This window comes from Pseudomonas sp. NPDC007930, assembly GCF_042958985.1.
Classification (GTDB): domain Bacteria; phylum Pseudomonadota; class Gammaproteobacteria; order Pseudomonadales; family Pseudomonadaceae; genus Aquipseudomonas.
In genome coordinates this window covers 36,181-54,183 of the sequence record NZ_JBIBKC010000008.1, presented here as the reverse complement: position 1 = coordinate 54,183, position 18,003 = coordinate 36,181, and the positions used below count along the sequence as shown (strand labels likewise).

Annotated in this window: 1 protein-coding gene; it reads right to left on the bottom strand. The window is 68.8% G+C overall.

All coding sequences use genetic code 11. From position 1 onward, the window contains the following. Nucleotides 1-206 precede the first annotated feature (206 nt). Complete coding sequence (locus tag ACFZCE_RS17505) at nucleotides 207-18,002, bottom strand: Ig-like domain-containing protein (RefSeq protein ID WP_390941245.1); 17,796 nt, start codon at nucleotides 18,000-18,002, stop codon at nucleotides 207-209. Between the last annotated feature and the right edge of the window lies 1 nt (nucleotide 18,003).

Sequence of the window (18,003 nt, the reverse complement as noted above, 5' to 3'; positions counted from 1 at the left end):
TTCCGCCAAAGAAAAAGCCGGGCCCTGGGATGGGATCCGTTGTACTTATTTCATCGGCGAATTGGCGCCAAGCTTAAGGCGCGGGCGGTTTTTTTCCGCCGAGCGGTAGGGGTTGGATCCAGGGTGCTTGTTAACGCTCGCCCTAGAGCCTTCGGCGTGTTCAAGGGCCGCTCGCCCGGCGTAGCCAGCCGAACGGCCCTTGAAGGTTACCCCCTGAGCATCTTCATCAACGCATCCATCTCAGCCTGGCGCTGCTGCGCGGCGAACTGAACCTGCTGGTCGAAGGTCGGTGCCTGGGCCTGCTCCGGTGTTGCTGGCTCCGGTGCCGCCTGGGTATCGGCCGCCGGCGCGGGCGCCTGAGGCGCGGCCTGCAGTTGGGTGCCGAACGGGCCTTCCCGCAGCGAGTCGACGTCCAACGGCGTGCGGCTGGCCGCGTTCATGTCGCCCACGGCCGAGGCCATGGGTGAGGCGTCCGCGGCGATTTCCGCATGGTCGGCCAAATCGCCCATGGCATCGGCGACCTGTTCCATCGGCGCGTTGCCGGTCAGCACGTTCAGCCCTTCCAGACGCTTGACGCCGTTGACCGCGTCGAGCAACACCGGGGTGTAGTTGGCGTCGCGGTGGAAGATCAACACCGCGTGGTCCACCGCGTCGGGCTGCACGCCCAAGGTGCTCTCGGCATCCATGAACGGCCGGTCGACTTGCGCCGAAACGTTGATCGTCACCGTGGCGATGGCCACGCCGCCGTCGCTGTCGCGCACCTGGTAGGTAAAGGTGTCACTGCCCTGGTAGTTGGTGTCTGGCGTGTAGCTGAAGCTGCCGTTGGCGTTGAGCACCAGGGTGCCGTGGGCCGGCGAGCTGATGCGGGTGAAGGTCAGCGCGTCGCCGTCTGGGTCGCGGCCGGGCAGGGTGCCGACCAGCGGCACGCCGCCGTTGGCGTTGAGCGTACTGTCGGCGGCCTCCGGCGCCGGGTTGCTCACGTGCAGGGTGAAGCTCTGCGACGCACTGCCGCTGTGGCCGTCGGTGGCGATCACACTGACGGTGTAATTGCCGCCGTTGGCCTGCGACGACGCATTGCTCGGCAGGGTACCGCTGATCACCCCGGTGCTGGGGTTGATGCTCAGCCCCGGCGGCAGGCCGCTGGCGGTGTAGGTCAGCGGGTCGCCCATGGGGCTGCTGAAGTGGCTGCCGGTGTCGATGTTCACCGGGCTGCCATCATTGGCCCCCTGGGTGCCCACCGGGCCGGTGACCACTGGCGGCAGCACGCTGGCCACGGTGATCTGGACGGTAGCGGTGGCGATGCCGCCGTCGGCGTCACGCACCGAGTAGGTGAAGCTGTCGGCCCCGGTAAAACCGTTGGCCGGGGTGTAGGTGTAACTGCCGTTGGCGGCCAGGGTGAGGGTGCCGTGGTTGGGCGCGGCACCGACAAAGAAGGTGATCGCGTCGCCGTCCGGGTCGCTGGCCAGCAGCACGCCGCTGCTGCTGGCGCCGGCGAGGATCGCCAGGCTGGTGTCAGCGGTGACCGGTGGCGGGTTGTTTGCCACCAGGGTGAAGGTTTGGCTGACGCTGGCGCCGCCGCTGTCGGTGGCGGTGAGGGTCACGCTGTACTGGCCGTTACCGGCCGGGCCGCCGACCGAGGCATGGCCGCCGAGGCTGCCGGAGATCAGCCCGCTCTGGGCATCGATGCTGAGGCCGGCCGGCAGGCCGCTGGCGCTATAGGTCAGGGCGCCGCCCTCAGGGTCGCTGAAGTGGCCGGCCGCCGGCAGGCTGACGCTGGCGCCGTCATTGGCGACCACGGTGCCCACCGGGCTGGTGCTGACCGGCGCCTGGTTGGTGCCCACGCTGATGCTCACCACCGCGATGCTGAAGCCGCCGTCGGCGTCGGTTACCCGGTAGCTGAAGCTGTCGCTGCCGGTGTAGCCGTTGGCGGGGGTGTACACGTAGCTGCCGTTGGGGCCCAGCGCCAGGTTGCCGTGGCTTGGGCCGCTGGCGACGCTGAAGCTGATGCTGTCGCCGTCGGGGTCGGTGGCTTGCAACAGGCCGCCGGCCGGGGTATTGGCCGCCACCACCAGGGTGGAGTCGGCCACCAGCGGCGGCGGGTTGGTAATGGTGAAGCTCACCGTTTGGCTAACACTGAAGTTGCCGTCGTTGGCGCTGATCAGCACATCGTAATGGCCGCCGTTGGGCACCGAGGCGTGGCCGTCGAGGGTGCCGGAGATCACCCCGGTCTGGGCGTTGATGCTCAGCCCGGCGGGCAAGCCGCTGGCGCTGAAAATCAAGGTGTCGCCTTCGGCATCGCTGAAGCCGGCGCCGGCATTGAGGGTGAACGGCGCGCCGTCCTGGCCGCTTTGGGCGGCCAGTTGCACCACCGCCGGGGCTTGGTCCGGCTGGGCGCTGACGTTGAAGGTAATCGTCGCGCTGGCCAGGCCGCCGTCGGCGTCGCGCACCTGGTAGGTGAAGCTGTCGCTGCCGGTGAAGCCCGTGGCCGGGGTGTAGCTGAACTGCCCGTTGGGGCCGACCGCCACGCTGCCGTGGGCCGCCGGGCTGCTCAGGCTGAAACTCAGCGCATCGCCGTCCGGGTCGGTGGCCAGCAGCGCGCCGTTGTAGGTGCTGCCGGCCTGCACGGTGATTTGCCGGTCGCTGGTTTGCGGCGGCGGGTTGCTTGCCTCGAACACGAAGCTCTGGCTGACGCTGCCGCCATGGCCGTCGCTCACGCTCACGGTGATCAGGTAGCGCCCGTCCTGGTTGCTGCCGCCCACCGACGCGTGGCTGTCGAGGGTGCCGCTGATCACGCCGGTCTGGGCATTAAGCACCAGGCCGGTGGGCAGCGCGCTGCTGCTGTAGGTGAGGCTGTCACCGTCGGCGTCGGCGAAGTGGCCGGCCAGGGTGATGTTCACCGGCGCACCGTCGCTGCCTTGCTGGGTGGCGATCGGGCTGGTCACGATCGGCGCGTCGTTGAGCGCGGCGATGTTCAGCGTGACCACCGCCGTGGCGAGGCCGCCGTCGGCGTCGCGCACCTGGTAGACGAAGGTATCGCTGCCGTTGAAGTTCGCCGCCGGCTGGTAGCTGAAGGTGCCGTCGGGGTTGAGCGTCACGCTGCCGTGGGCGGGGCCGCTGGCCACGCTGAAGGTCATGGCGTCGCCGTCCGGGTCGGTAGCGGTCAGGGTGCCGGCCAGTGGGGTGTCTTCGCTGCCATTGAAGCTAACGTTGGCCACCACCGGGGGCGGGTTGATCGCTACCAGGGTGAAGGTTTGGCTGACCGTGCCACCGTGGCCGTCGCTGGCGGTCACGGTCACGCTGTACTGGCCGTTGCCGGCCGGGCCACCGACCGAGGCGTGGGTGCCGAGGGTGCCGCTGATGGTACCGTCGTCGCTGATCGCCAGGCCCGCGGGCAGGCCGCTGGCGGTGTAGTGCAGGGTGTCGCCGTCGACGTCGCTGAAGTGGCTGGCCACGCTGAGGTTCACCGGCGCGCCGTCGTTGGCTTGCTGGGTGCCGACCGGGCTGGTCACCGCCGGTGCGTCGTTGACCGCGGCGATGGTCAGGGTGGCCTGGGCCGTGGCGATGCCGCCATCGGCGTCGGTCACCTGGTAGGTGAAGGTGTCGGTGCCATTGAAGTTGGCGTTCGGCGTGTAGGTGAAGCTGCCGTTGGGGTTGACCACCACGCTGCCGTGGGCCGGCTGGGTGGCGGCACTGAAGGTGATCGTGTCGCCGTCTGGGTCGCTGGCGGTCAGGGTGCCTTGCAGCGGGGTGTCTTCGCTGCCGCTGAAGCCCAGCGCGCTGGCCTGCGGCGGTGGGTTGGTGGCCACCAGGGTGAAGCTCTGGCTGACGCTGCCGCCCTGGCCGTCGTTGGCGGTCACGGTCACGCTGTACTGGCCGAGGTTGCCTGGGCCGCCCACCGAGGCATGGCCGCCGAGGGTGCCACTGATCAGCCCGGTCTGGGCGTCGATGCTCACGCCGGCCGGCAAGCCGGCGGCGCTGTAGCTCAGGGCGTGGCCTTCAGGGTCGCTGAAGTTACCGGCCACGCTGAAGCTGACCGCGGTGCCGTCGGCGCCGGTCTGGGTGCCGATGCTGCTGGTCACCTGTGGCGGCTGGTTGACTTCGTTGACGGTGATGCTCACCACCGCGGTGGTAAAGCCGCCGTCGGCGTCGGTCACCCGGTAGCTGAAGCTGTCGCTGCCGTAGAAGTTCGCCGTGGGCGTGTACTGGTAGGTGCCGTTAGGGTTGAGCACCAGGGTGCCGTGGGCCGGGCCGCTTTCGCGGGTGAAGGTCAGCGTGTCGCCGTCGGGGTCGTTGGCGATCAGGGTGCCGCTGGCGCTGGCGTTCTCGTTCACCGCCAGGTTGCTGTCGGCGCTCACCGGCGGCGGGTTGCTGATGGTGAAGGTCAGGGTTTGGCTGGCCGTGGTGGTGCCGTCGCTGGCCACCAGCACCACGCTGTACACGCCGCCGTGCTGGGCCGAGGCGTGGCCGTCGATCTGGCCGCTGATCAGCCCGGTCTGGGCGTTCAGGGTCAAGCCGGCGGGCAGCGTGCTGCCGCTGCCAAGGCTGTAGGTGAGGGTGTCACCGTCGCTGTCGCTGAAGCCGGCGGCGCCGTTCAGGGCAAAGGCCTGGCCGTCGCTGGCGGTTTGCGCCGGCAGCGGGATCACCTGCGGCGCATGGTTGCCCTGGGCGGTGATGTTCAGCGTCACGGTGGCGGTCACGCTGCCACCGTCGCTGTCGGTCACCTGGTAGGTGAAGCTGTCGCTGCCGGTGTAGCCGTTGAGCGGGGTGTAGGTGTAGCTGCCGCCCGGGCTGATGGCCACGCTGCCGTGGCTAGGGCCGGTGCCGATGCTGAAGCTGATCGGGTCGCCGTCCGGGTCGCTGGCCTGCAAGGTGCCGGTGAAGCTGCTGTTGGCCTGCAGGGTCACGCTGGAATCGGCGCTGACCGGCGCCGGGTTGCTTGCCACCAGCAAGAAGGTTTCGCTCACGCTGCCGCCATGGCCGTCGCTAGCGACCACGGTGATGCTGTACTGGCCGTTGGCGCTGTCACCACCGCGGGAGGCATGGCCGTCGAGGATGCCGCTAAGCAGCCCGGTTTGCGCGTTCAGGGTCACGCCCAGCGGCAGGGTGCTGCTGGTGCTGTAGGTCAGCGTGTCGCCGTCGGCGTCGCTGAAGTGGCTGCCCAGCGCCACGCTCAGGTTGCCGCCATCGACGGCGTTGACCGTGCCGACCGGCGAGCTGAGGGTGGGCGCGCTGTTGACCGCGTCGATGGTCAGGGTCACCACCGCGGTGGTGGTGCCGCCGTCGGCATCGGTCACCCGGTAACTGAAGCTGTCGCTTCCGTGGAAGCCGGCCGCCGGGGTGTAGGTAAAGCTGCCGTCGTCGTTGACCACCACGCTGCCGTTGGCCGGCGGCGTAGCGGTGCTGAAGTGCAACGCGTCGCCGTCGGCGTCGGAGGCCGGCAGTTGGCCGCTGATTGGGGTGTTCTGCGGGCCGCTGAAGCTGTCGCCCGGGGCGGTCGGCGCCGGGTTGAGCGCCACGAACACGAAGGTGGTCGAGGTGGTGGTGGTGCCATCGCTGGCGACCACGGTGATGCTGTAGTGGCCGTCGTTGTTGGGCCCGCCCACCGAGGCATGGCCGTCGAGCACACCGCTGAGCACGCCGCTGTCGCTCAGGCTCAGGCCCGGCGGCAGGGTGCTGCTGGTGCTGAAGTGCAGGGTGTCCTGGTCGGCGTCGCGGAAGTGCGCGGCCACATCCACGCTCACCGCGCTGGCGTCGTTGCCCTGCTGGGTGCCCACCGGGCTGAGCAGGGTAGGCGCGTCGTTGACCGGGGCGATGGTCAGGTTGACCAGCGCGGTGGTCACCGCGCCGTCGGCGTCACGCACCTGGTAGGTGAAGCTGTCGCTGCCGTTGTAGTCGGTGTTGGGCAGGTAGGTGAAGGTGCCATTGGGGTTGACCACCACGCTGCCGTGGGCCGGTTGGCTGGCGGCGCTGAAGGTCAGCGTGTCGCCGTCGGCATCCTGGGCGCTGGGCGCCAGGTTGCCGGTGATGGGGCTGTCTTCGCTGCCGCTGAAGTTGGCCGTGGCTGCCGTTGGCAGGGTGTTCACCGCCACCAGGGTAAAAGCCTGCACCAGGGTGCCGCCATGGCCGTCGCTGACGGTCAGGGTGACCTGGTAATTGCCGTCGTGGTTGGCCCCGCCCTGAGACGCGCTGCTGCCCAGGGTGCCGGTGATCAGCCCGGCCGGGGTGATGCTCAGGCCAGCCGGCAGGCCGACGGCGCTGTAGGTCAGGGTGTCGCCGTCCTGGTCGCTGAAGTGGCCTGCTATGTCCAGGTTCACCGTGCTGCCGTCGTTGAGGCTGGTGGGGGTGAACGGGCTGCTCAGTACCGGGGCGTCGTTCACCGCGGCCACGCTGATGCTCACCGTCGCGGTGGCGGTAGCGCCCTGGGCGTCACGCACCTGGTAGCTGAAGCTGTCGGCGCCACTGTAGCCGGCGCCCGGGGTGTAGCTGAAGGTCCCGTCGGGGTTGATCGCCACCGAGCCATGGCCCGGGGCGGTGGTCACGCTGAAGCTCAGCGCGTCGCCGTCCGGGTCGCTGGCTTGCAGGGTGCCGCTGACCGCGACGTTTTCCTGGGTGCTGACGTTCTGGTTGCTGGCCAGCGGTGGCGGGTTGCTCACCACCAGCTCGAAGGTTTCCGTGGCGCTGCCGCCGTGGCCGTCGCTGGCGACCACGCTGATGCTGTAGTGGCCGTCGTTGTTCGGGCCACCGGCCGAGGCGCTGTTGCTCAAGGTGCCGCTGATCAGGCCGGTCTGGGGGTTGAGGGTCAGCCCGCTGGGCAGGGTCACGCCATTGCCCAGGCTGTAGGTGAGGGTGTCGCCGTCGACATCGCTGAAGCTTGCGGCCACGTTGATGCCAACGCTGCCGGCGTCTTGCGCGGCCTGGGTGGGCAGCGGGTTGCTGACCACCGGGGCGTCGTTGACCGGGGCGATGTTGAGGGTGATCACCGCGGTGGTCACGCCGCCGTCGGCGTCGGTCACCGAGTAGCTGAAGCTGTCCTGGCCATTGAAGTTGGCCGCCGGGGTATAAACGAACGCGCCGGTGTTGGCATCGACCGTGACCGTGCCGTGGGCCGGCTGGGTGGCGGCGGCAAAGCTGATGCTGTCGCCATCCGGGTCGCTGCCGCTGAGTTGGCCGCTGACCGGGGCATCTTCGCTGCCACTGAAGGTGGCGTTGGCGGCCACCGGCAGTGGGTTGGTGGCGATGATCAGCACGTCTTGCTGCACCACCCCGCCGTGGTTGTCGCTGACGCTCACAGTGATGGTGTAGTGGCCGTCGTGGTTGTCGCCGCCCTGGGAAGCACTGCTGCCCAGGGTGCCGCTGATCAGCCCAGTGCTGCTCAGCGTCAGCCCCGGCGGCAGGGTGCTGCTGGTGCTGTAGCTGAGGGTGTCGCCGTCTACGTCGGTGAAGTGGCTGGCCAGGTTGAGGTTCACCACGCTGCTGTCGGCGGCGCTGGTGGTGCCGATCGGGCTGCTCAATACCGGCGCGTCGTTGACCGCGGCGATGGCCAGGGTCACGGTGGCCGAGGCCACGCCGCCGTCTGGGTCCGCTACCTGGTAGGTGAAGCTGTCGGTGCCGTTGAAGTTGGCCGCCGGGGTGTAGGTGAAGCTGCCATCGGCGGCGAACACCAGGGTGCCGTGGGCCGGCTGCGCGGTGACCGAGAAGGTCAGTGCGTCGTGGTCGGCGTCGCTGGCGCTCACGCTGCCTTGCAGCGGGGTGTCTTCGGTGCCGTTGAGGGTGATGCCGGTGGTCACCGGCACGGTGTTGACCGCCACGAAGGTGAAGCTCTGGCTGACGCTGCCGCCATGGCCGTCGTCGGCCGTCACGGTGATGCTGTACTGGCCGTTGCCGTTGGGCCCGCCGGTGGAGGCGCTGGAACCCAGGGTGCCGCTGAGCACGCCGCTGCTGCTGTCGAAGCTCAGGCCTGGCGGCAGGGTGCTGCTGGTGCTGTAGGTCAGGGTGTCGTGGTCGACGTCGCTGAAGCTGGCGCCAACGTTGAGGCTGACCACGCTGCTGTCGTTGTAGGTCTGGGTGCCGACCGGGTTGCTCACCACCGGCGCGTCGTTGACCGGGGTGATCATCAGGGTCACCACCGCGGTGGCCACGGCGCCATCGGCGTCGCGCACCTGGTAGGTGAAGCTGTCGGTGCCGTTGTAATCCGCCGCTGGCAGGTAGAGGAAGCTGCCGTCGGGGTTGAGGGTAAGGGTGCCGTGGGCCGGCAGTTGGGTGGCGCTGAAGGTGATCGCGTCGCCGTCTGGGTCGCTGCCTTGCAGCTGCGCGGACAGCGCGCCGTCTTCGGCCAGGGTGTAGTTGGCGTTGCCGGCCAGCGGTGCCGGGTTGTTGGTCACCAGGATGAACGTTTGGCTGACGCTGCCGCCGTGATCGTCGGCGGCGGTCACGGTAATGGTGTAGCGGCCGTCGTGGTTATCGCCGCCTTGGGACGCACTGCTGCCCAGTTGGCCGCTGAACAGCCCGGTTTGCGGGTCGAGGGTGATCCCGGCGGGCAGGGTGCCGGTGCTGGTGTAGGTGAGCGTGTCGCCGTTGCCGTCGCTGAAGTGGCTGGCCAGGTCAAGGTTGAGCATGGTGCCGTCGGCGGCGGTCTGGGTGCCGATCTGCGAGGCGATCGCCGGCCCGCCGGTGTCGGCGAGGATAGTCACCACCACATTGGCGCCAGTGAAGGCGCCATCGGCATCGGTCACCCGGTAAGTGAAGGTGTCGGCGCCACTGAAGCTGGCATCCGGGGTGTAGGTGTAATCACCATTGCCGCTCAGCACCAAGGTGCCGTGGGCCGGCCCGGTGGCAACGCTGAAGGTAATCGCGTCGCCATCTGGGTCGTAGCCCACCAGGGTGCCGCTGGCGCTGGTGCCCTGGGTCAGAGTGATGGTGCTGTCGGGCGAGACCGGCGCCGGGTTGCTGATTACCAGCTCGAAGCTCTGATTGAGCACGCCGCCCTGGCCGTCGCTGACGCTCACGCTGATGCTGTAGTGGCCATCGTTGTTGGGCCCACCTTGGGAAGCACTGCTGCCCAGTTGGCCGCTGACCAGGCCGGTGGCCGGGTCGTAGCTCAGCCCGGCGGGCAGGTTGCCCACGGTGTAGGTCAGGGTGTCGCCGTCGACGTCGGTGAAGTGGCTGCCGAGGTTCAGCGCGATCACCGCGCTGTCGTTGGCGTTCACCTGGGTCAGCGGGCTGCTGGCCACTGGCGCATCGTTGACCGCGGCGATGTTCAGCACCACCTGGGCGGTGCTGATGCCGCCGTCGGCGTCGGTGACCTGGTAGGTGAAGCTATCAGTGCCGTTGAAGTTGGCCGCTGGGGTGTAGGTGAACACCCCGGTGGCGGCGTCCAGGGTCAGCGTGCCGTGGGCCGGGCCGGTGGGCACGCTGAAGCTGAGGGCGTCGCCGTCCGGGTCGGTGGCGGTCAGGGTGCCTTGCAGCGGGGTGTCTTCGGTGCCGCTCAGGGTTTGCCCGCTGGTGGTCGGCGCCGGGTTGGTGGCGACGAAGGTAAAGGTTTGGCTCACGCTGCCGCCGTGGCCGTCATCGGCGGTCACGGTGATGCTGTACTGGCCATCGAGGCCAGGGCCACCCACCGAGGCATGGCCGTCGAGCACGCCGCCGATCACCCCGGTGTTGGGGTTCAGGGTCAGGCCCAGCGGCAGGCTGCTGCTGGTGCTGTAGGTCAGGGTGTCGCCGTCTACATCTGTGAAGTAACCCGCCAGGTTGACGTGCACGTTGCTGCCGTCGGCGGCGGTCTGGGTGCCGAGGGTGCCGGTGGCGGTGGGCGCGTCGTTGACCGCGGCGATCACCAGGGTGGCGGTGGCGGTGGCGATGCCGCCGTCGCTGTCGCGCACCTGGTAGGTGAAGCTGTCAGTGCCGTTGTAATTGGCGTTGGGGGTGTAGCTGAAGCTGCCGTTGGGGTTCACCACCAGCGTGCCGTGGGCCGGCTGGCTGGTGGCGCTGAAGCTGATCGGGTCGCCGTCCGGGTCGCTGGCGACCAGGTTGCCGGTGAGCACGGTGTCTTCAGTGCCGGGGAAGGTGGTGTCGGCGGTGATCGGCGCCGGGTTGGTCGCCACCAGCACGAAGGTCAGCGACACACTGGCGCCCTGGGCGTCGGTGGCGGTGACCACCACGGTGTACTGGCCATTGCCCTGGCTGCCGCCAGTTGAGGCGTTGTGCGCCAGGGCGCCGCTGATCAGGCCGCTGGCCGGGTCGATGCTCACGCCATTGGGCAGGCCGCTGGCGCTGTAGGTGAGGGCGCCGCCATCGGGGTCGCTGAAGTGGCTGGCGACCTCCACGTGCACCGCGCCGCTGTCGGTGGCCTGTTGGGTGCCGACCGGGCTGTCGACCACCGGCGGGTGGTTCACCGCGGCCACGTTGAAGGTCACCGTGGCGTTGGCCAGGCCACCGTCGGCGTCGCGCACCTGGTAGGTGAAGCTGTCTTGGCCGTTGAAGCCGGCCACCGGGGTGTAGACGAAGCTGCCGTTGCTGCCGAGGGTCAGGCTGCCATGGGCCGGCTGGCTGGTGGCGGTGAAGGCGATGCTGTCGCCGTCCGGGTCGCTGGCGGCGAGCACGCCGCTGACGCTGCCGCCCTGGTCGAGGGCATAGCTGGCGTCGCTGGTCACCGGCGGTGGGTTGCTCACCACCAGGGTGAAGGTCTGGCTGACCGTGCCGCCGTGGCCGTCGTCGGCGCTTACGGTAATGCTGTAGTGGCCGTCGGCGTTGGCCCCGCCTTGCGAGGCACTGGAGCCCAGCACGCCGCTGAGCAGGCCGGTTTGCGGGTTCACGCTGAGCCCGGCTGGCAGGCCGCTGGCGCTGTAGGTCAGGCTGTCGCCGTCGACGTCGCTGAAGCGCCCGGCCAGGTTCAGGCTGAAGGCGCCGCTGTCGAGCGCCGCCTGGGTGGCGATCTGGCTGGTCACGGTGGGGGCGTCGTTGACCGGGGTGATGCTCAGGGTCACGGTGCCGGTGGCAATGCCGCCGTCGGCGTCACGCACCTGGTAGGTGAAGCTGTCGCTGCCGTTGTAGTTGGCCGCCGGGGTGTAGGTGAAGGTGCCGTTGGCGTTCACCACCACGCTGCCATGGGCCGGCTGGCTGGTGGCGCTGAAGCTCAGCGCGTCGCCGTCGGCGTCGGTGGCGCTGAGGGTGGCGCTCAGCGGGGTGTCTTCGTTCAGGGTAAAGCTGCCGCCGGCGGTGGTCGGTGCCGGGTTGCTGACATCGAAGCTGAAGGTCTGGCTGGTCACGCCGCCATGGCCGTCGTTGGCGGTCACGGTGACGTTGTAATGGCCGTCGCCGGTCGGGCTCTGGGTCGAGGCGCTGCTGCCCAGGGTGCCGCTGATCAGCCCGGTCTGGGCGTTGATCACCAGGCCGCTGGGCAGGCCGCTGGCGCTGTAGCTCAGAGTGTCGCCGTCAACGTCGCTGAAGAAGTTGCCGGCGGGCAGGTTGACCGCGGTGCTGTCGTTGGCGCTTTGCGCCGGGATCGGCGTTGCGCTGGGCGCGTCGTTCACCGCGGCGATGTTCAGCGTCACGGTGGCGGTGGCAATACCGCCGTCGGCGTCGCGCACCTGGTAGGTGAAGCTGTCCGTGCCGTTGTAGTTGGCGTTCGGGGTGTAGGTGAAGCTGCCGTTGGCGGCCAGGCTCAGGCTGCCGTGGGCCGGCGCGGTGACGGTGCTGAAGGCGATCGCGTCGCCGTCCGGGTCGGTGGCTTGCAGGGTGCCGCTGTAGGGGGTGTCTTCGGTGGCCTGCAGGGTCACGCTGGCGGTCACCGGTGGCGGGTTGGTCACCGTCAGGGTGAAGCTCTGGCTGGCGCTGGTGCCGCTGGGGTCGGTGGCGGTCACCACGACCGCGTACTGGCCGGTGGCGCCGCTGCCGCCTTGGGAGGCATGGCCGTCGAGGGTGCCGCTGATCACCCCGGTCTGGGCGTTGATGCTCAGCCCGGCCGGCAGGTTGCTGGCGCTGTAGGTCAGGGTGTCGCCGTCGACGTCGGTGAAGTTGCCGGCGGTGCCGAGGGTGAAGGCGGCGCCGTCGCTGCTGGCTTGCGCGGCGATGCTGCCGGTGGCCACTGGCGGGTCGTTGACCGCAGCCAGGTGGATCATCACGGTGGCGGTGGCAACGCCGCCGTCACTGTCGCGCACCTGGTAGGTAAAGCTATCGTCGCCGTTGTAGTTGGGCGCCGGGGTGTAGGTGAAGGTGCCGTTGCTGGCGATGCTGACGCTGCCGTGGGCCGGCGCGCTGGCGACGCTGAAGGCGATGGCGTCGCCGTCCGGGTCGGTGGCTTGCAGGGTGCCGCTGATGGCCACGTCTTCGCTGCCATTGAAGGTCGCGTTGGCGGCCACTGGCGGTGGGTTGCTCACGGTCAGGGTGAAGCTTTGGCTGGCCATGCCGCCATGGCCGTCGGCGGCAGACACCACCACGGTGTACACGCCGTTGGTCACCGCGGTCGAGGCGTGGCCGTCGAGGGTGCCGCTGATCAGGCCGGTCTGGCTGTTGATGCTCAGCCCCGCCGGCAGGCCGGTGGCGCTGTAGGCCAGGGTGTCGCCGTCGGCGTCGCTGAAGCGGCTGGCCACCGCCAGGTTGAACGGGCTGCCGTCCACCCCTTGCTGGGCGCCGATGGGTTGGCCGACGGGGTCGTGGTTCGGCGCCTGGGCCACGGTGAGGTACACCGTAGCGGTTTCGGTGGTGCCGTCGCTGGTCACGGTGTAGGTGAAGCTGTCGTTGCCCAGGTAGCCGGCGGCCGGGGTGTAGATCATGTTGCCCTGGGCATCCAGGGTCACCGTGCCGTGGGCCGGGTCGGTGTGGCTGGACACATAGCGCCCGGCGTACTCGAAGGTGTCGTTGGCCAGCACGTTGAAGCTGGCGCTGGTGTTCTCGGTCACCGACACGTGGTCGTCGACGATGTCGGCCACCGGCACGATGGTGATCGGCAGGATCGCTTGCACGTGCAGCAGCCCGCCGGTGAGTTGGCTCACGTCGAGGGTGATGTTCAGGTTGCCGTTGTAGTCGGCGCCAGGGGTGTACACCAGCTTGGCCAGGGCCGCGTTGATGTCGACCACGGTGCCGCGCAGTACCAGCACCTGGTCCATGGTGCCGGTGCCCTCGGCGATGCTCACGCCGCCGTGCTCGGCCAGGGTGAAGCCACCGATCGGCACGCTCAGCCTGACATCGACGATACCGCCGTCGACGTTGCCCACGTTCAGTTGTTGGCCAAGGATGTTGGCGAACAGCAGCGGGGTGTCTTCAGTCAGCAGCGGCAGCGCCGGCAGGCTGATCACTGGTGCCTGGTAAACCTGGGTCAGCACCACCGCCACGTAGCCGGTGGCCGTGCCGCCGTCGCTGTCGCGGGCGGTGTAGGTGATGGTGTCGATGCCGTAGTAGTTGGTGTTGGGGGTGTACACCAAGTCGCCATTGGCGGCGATGGTCACGGTGCCGTGCAGCGCGGTGGCGCCGGTCACGGTGACCGGGTCGCCGTCCGGGTCGACGATGCCCAGGGCATTCACGCCGATGTTGAGCGGGTTGTTCTCAACGCCGGCCACGCTCACGCCCACCAGCGGGATCGGCGCGGGGTTGAGCACGGTCAGTTGGAAGTTCGAGGTCACGCTCTGGCCGGCCAGGTCGGTGGCGGTGACCAGCACGTTGTAGGTGCCGCCGCCGCTGCCGTTGCCCACCGAGGCGTGGGTGTTGACGATGCCGTTGATGGTGCCGGTCAGTGGGTCGATGCTCAAGCCCGCGGGCAGGCCGCTGGCGCTGAAGCGCAACACATCGAGGGCGTCGCTGTCATGGAAGGCCAGGCCGGCGGCGAGCGCGACCAGGCCGCCGTCTACCGTGGTCACGTTGACCAGCCCGGTGCTGGTCGGGGCATGGTCGCCCACGATCACGTTGACGCTGACCGTTTCGGTCACGCCACCGCTGGTCACGGTGTAGGTGAAGCTGTCGTTGCCCAGGTAGCCCAGCGCCGGGGTGTAGACCATCTGGCCGTTCAGGCCCAGCACCACGGTGCCGTGGGCGCCCTGGCTGAAGGCGCTGATGCTGGCGCCGGCGGCGAAGGTGTCGTTGGCCATCGGGTAGAAGCTGACCGGCTGCAACGGCCCGGTACTAATGGTGTCGGGCACACCGTCGGCGACCGGGGTGATGGTCAGCGCCACGCTGCTGGTGGTGGTGGCCTGGCCGTCGTTGGCGCTGATCGCCACCGTGGCGGTGCCGTTGTAGTCCGGCACCGGGTGGAAGCTGGCGCCTTGCAGCGCGGCGTTGATGGCCGCGGCGCTGCCTTGCAGGGTCACGCTGGTGTCGCCGCTGCCGGTGCCGTTGACCAGCGTGACACCGCTGGTGCTGCCCAGGTTGAAGGTGCCGTGGCTGGCGCTGACGGTCACGGAGAGGGTGTCGTTGTTGGCGTCGGCCACGCTCAGGGCGTTGCCGTTGCCGCTGGAGAACACCAGGGTGGCGTCTTCGGCGCTGGTCTGGGTGGTCGGCGCGCTGATGGTCGGCGGGTAGTTCGGCAGCGCGGTGTTGATGTGCACCGTGGCGGTTTCGGTGGTGCCGTCGCTGGTCACCGTGTAGGTGAAGGTGTCGGCGCCGAGGTAGCCGCTGGTGGGGGTGTACACCGCATTGCCCTGGGCGTCGAGGGTCACTGTGCCGTGGGCCGGCTGGGTGAAGCTCGACACATAGCGGCCGGCGTATTCGAAGGTGTCGTTGGCCAGCACGTTGAAGTTGGCCGGGGTGTTCAGGGTGGCGCTGACGTAATCGTCGTTGATGTCGGCCACCGGGGCAATGGTGATCGGCAACTGCGCGGTCACGTGCAGCAGGCCGCCGGTGAGCTGGCCGAGGTCGATACCGATGGTCACCAATCCGTTGTAGTCGGCGGCCGGGGTGTAGATCAAGTGGGCGAGGGCGGCGGTGATGTTGGCGGCGGTGCCGGTGATGGTCACCACCTGGTCCATGTTGCCGGTGCCTTGGGTCAGGGTCACGCCGGCGCTTTCACTCAGGCTCAGGGCGCCGATCGGCACGTTCAGGCTCAGGCTCAGCACGTTGCCGTCGATGTCGCCCACGCTCAGTTGCTGGCCCAGCAGGTTGGCGAAGATCAACGGGGTGTCTTCGGTCAGCAGCGGGATGGTCGGCAGGCTTAGGCCAGGCAGGTGCGGCAGGGCGGCGAGGGTCACTAGCGCGTAGCCGGTGGCGGTGCCGCCGTCGGCATCGCGCACGGTGTAGGTGATGGTGTCGAGGCCGTTGTAGCTGGTGTTGGGCACGTAGTTCAGCGAACCATCGCTGCCCACGGTGACGGTGCCGTGCAGGGCGGTGGCACCGGTCACGGTCACGGTGTCGCCGTCGGGGTCGACAATCGCCAGCGCGCTGACGTTGATGTGCAGTGGCGAGTTCTCGTTGCCGCCCAGCACCAGCCCGACCAGCGGGATTGGCGGCGGGTTGATCACCGTCACGGCGAGGGTGGAGCTGGCGCTCTGGCCGGCCAGGTCGGTGGCGGTGACCACCACGTTGTAGGTGCCGCCGCCGCTGCCGTTGCTCACCGAGGCGTGGGTGTTGACCACGCCGCTGATGATCCCGGTGAGCGGGTCGATGCTCAGCCCCTGGGGCAGGTTGCTGGCGCTGTAGGTCAGCAGGTCGAGCACGTCGGCGTCGTGGAAAGCGCCGGCGGTGGGTTGCAGCACGATGGCGCCGTCGAGGGTGCTCATGCTGCCCAGGCTGGTCGAGGTGGGGGCATGGTCGCCCACGGTCACGCTGACGCTGACCGTTTCGGTCACGCCGCCGCTCAGCACGGTGTAGGTAAAGGAGTCAGTGCCGGTGTAGCCCAGCGCTGGGGTATAGGTGACCTGGTTGTTCAGGCCCACCACCACCAGGCCGTGAGCACCCTGGGTCACGCCGCTGATCACCGCGGTGCTGGCGAAGGTGTCGTTGGCCAGTGGGCTGAAGGTCACCGGCAAGGCCAGGCTGGTGCTGACCGCGTCGGGCACGCCGTCGGTGACCGCGGCAATGTTCATGGCCACGCTGGAGGTGGTGGTCACTTGGCCATCGTTGGCGCTGATGGCGATGCCGGCGCTGCCGTTGTAGTCCGCCACCGGGGTGAACTTCATGCCCTGCAGGGCGGCGTTGATCGCCGCGATGCTGCCGCGCATGGTCACCAGGCTGTCGCCCAGGCCGGTACCGCTGAGCAGCGTCAGGCCGCTGGTCTGGGCCAGGTTCAGGGTGCCGTGGTTGGCCGTGAGGGTCACGGTCAGGGTGTCGCCGTTGGCATCGTTGACGCTGATCGCGTTGCCGTTGGTGGTGGAGAACACCACTGGGGTGTCTTCGTTGAAGTTCACCGTGGTGCTGGGCGCGGCAATGGTCGGTGCGTAGTTGGGGATGTAGGTGGTCACGGTGACCGTGGCGGTTTCGGTCACGCCGCCGCTGGTCACGGTGTAGGTAAAGCTGTCGCTGCCGCTGTAGCCGGTAGTCGGCGTGTACACGGTGTTGCCCAACGCATCGATGGTCACGGTGCCGTGCAGCGGGTTGCTGTGGGCGGTCACCCGCGCGCCGCTGTTCTCGAAGTTGTCGTTGGCCATCACGTTGAAGCTGACCGGGGTGTTCAACGGCGTGGTGGCGCTGTCGGCGACGATGTCGGGCACCGCGGCGAAGTTCATCGGCAGGGTGGCGGTGCTGGCCAGGGCGCCGTCGTTGGCGGTCACGCTGAGGTTGACCGGGCCGTTGTAGTCGGCCACCGGGGTGTAGGTCAGGCCATCAAGGGCCAGGTTGACCAGCGCGATGTTGCCGCTGATGGTGATGCTCGAGCTGTTGTTGGCGCCGGCGGTGATGCTCACCAGGCCCAGCGCGCCCAGGCTCAGGCTGCCCTGGGGCACCGTCAGGGTCACGGTGGTGGTGGTGTTGTCGACGTCGCTGATGGTGATCGGCCGGCCCAGCAGGCTGGAGAAGGTCACCGCGATGTCTTCGGTCTGGCCGCCCAGGCTCGGCAGGCTGACCACTGGCGCGTCGTTCACCGGGTTCACCGTGACCGCTACCAGGCCAGGCAGCAAGGCATTGCCCGTGCTGTCCCTGAGGCCGTAGGTGATGGTATCGCCGCCGTTGTAGTTGGCCGTCGGGGTGTAAGTCAGGGTGTTGTTGGCGTTGATCACTACCGTGCCGTGCAGTGCGCTGGCGCTGGTCACGCTCAAGGTGCCCAGGCCGGTGTCGTTGGCCAGTACGTTGATGGTCACCGCGGTGTCTTCGTTGGTGGTCGCGGTGTCGCCGTTGGCCACCGCCAGCAGGTCGTGCTGCCAGGCGGCCGCCACCAGCGTGGTGGCTTCGATGTGCCCGGTCTGGTCTTCGAGCACCCAGTCGCCGCTCACCCCGGTGGTGTTGGTCGAGGCCGCGACGTCGGCGCTCAGGGCGCTGGCCAGGGCGTGCACGGCTGCATCGCCGACGCTGCCTTCGGCGAAGTTACAGCCGTAGATCAGCACGTCGGCGTTGGCACTCAGGTGCGTGCCGATGTCATGCAGGGCGTCGGCATACTGGCCCTGGATGCTGGCGGTGGTCAGGTCGATGTTGCCCAGTTGCAGGTCGCCTTCGTTGGCGTGGGTAATGATGTGGATCGCGTCGATCCCGCTGCGGCCCTGCAGGGCCTGTTCGATCTGGGTCAGGCCGTTTTCGTTATCGTTCAGCCACACCACCTGGGCGCCCACCGGCAGCGCCGCGGCGAGGGTGTCGCGGTCGGGCAGGCTGCTGTCGATGAAGTAGATTTCCTGCCGCGCGGCGCTTGGCGCGTCGCTGTGGCCGGGGTCGGTGGCGGTGAGGGCATGGTGCAGCGCGGCGTCGTGGCTGGCGTCACTAGTGTGGGCGGCGTCGGCCTGGTGGTCGGGCGCGGCGGCATGGGCGTCGGCCGCGGCTGCGGTGTTGGCCGGGTGGTTGGCCACGGTCGCCTCGGCGGTGGCCACGGCGGCCCCGTCGAACATCAAGCGTGCTTCCAGTGCAAGGCGAATCGAGGCAGTGCGGGAACGTTTCATG